At 42.9% G+C, this 559-nt stretch carries 1 protein-coding gene; it reads right to left on the minus strand.

Annotated elements, in window-relative coordinates; genetic code table 11:
• Nucleotides 1–34: 34 nt before the first annotated feature.
• On the minus strand, nucleotides 35–559 hold a 525-nt coding region (locus tag KIV40_RS35160), incomplete at its 5' end, for a UTRA domain-containing protein (RefSeq protein ID WP_285354114.1).

A 559-nucleotide genomic window follows, 5' to 3' on the forward strand; every position in this document is an offset into this window, starting at 1 on the left:
GATCGAGAGCTCATTATTTAGAAGACAAACTTTACTATGCTTGACGCTGTCTCTTCGCAACTAGTGTGAAGCGGTAATCGTTGGACGTAAAGTAGTTACGACTGTATTCAAATACTGTGTCATCAGCCAAATAGCCACGAGTTCGTTTTTCAATGATCGGTTGTGCTGGATCAATCCCGAGTTGTTCGGCCACATCGGCTGGTGGTAGAACCGGGACCAGCTCTTGTTCACTGCGATCGATCACCATTCCCTTTGTTTTTTCGATGAAGTCATATTTCGACTTCTGCATTACCTGATAGGTAAGGTCTGGGAATAAGTTAACTGGTAGCCAAGTTTCTTCAACGGTGATTGGGCTGTTATCCATATGGCGAACACGTTTTACATAGAACACCATCTCACCTTCACCGATGTCTAAATGTTCAGACATGGCGAGCGAACATGGCTTTATCTCAAATGCGAGTACATCACTGTGAGTCACTACATCTAAGTGAGCCCATTTTTCTTGGAAGCTTGATTGTTGATAGATGTCGTAATTGATCTTGTTCTCTTTAACGTAAGT

The sequence above is a fragment of the Vibrio sp. D173a genome, assembly GCF_030248475.1.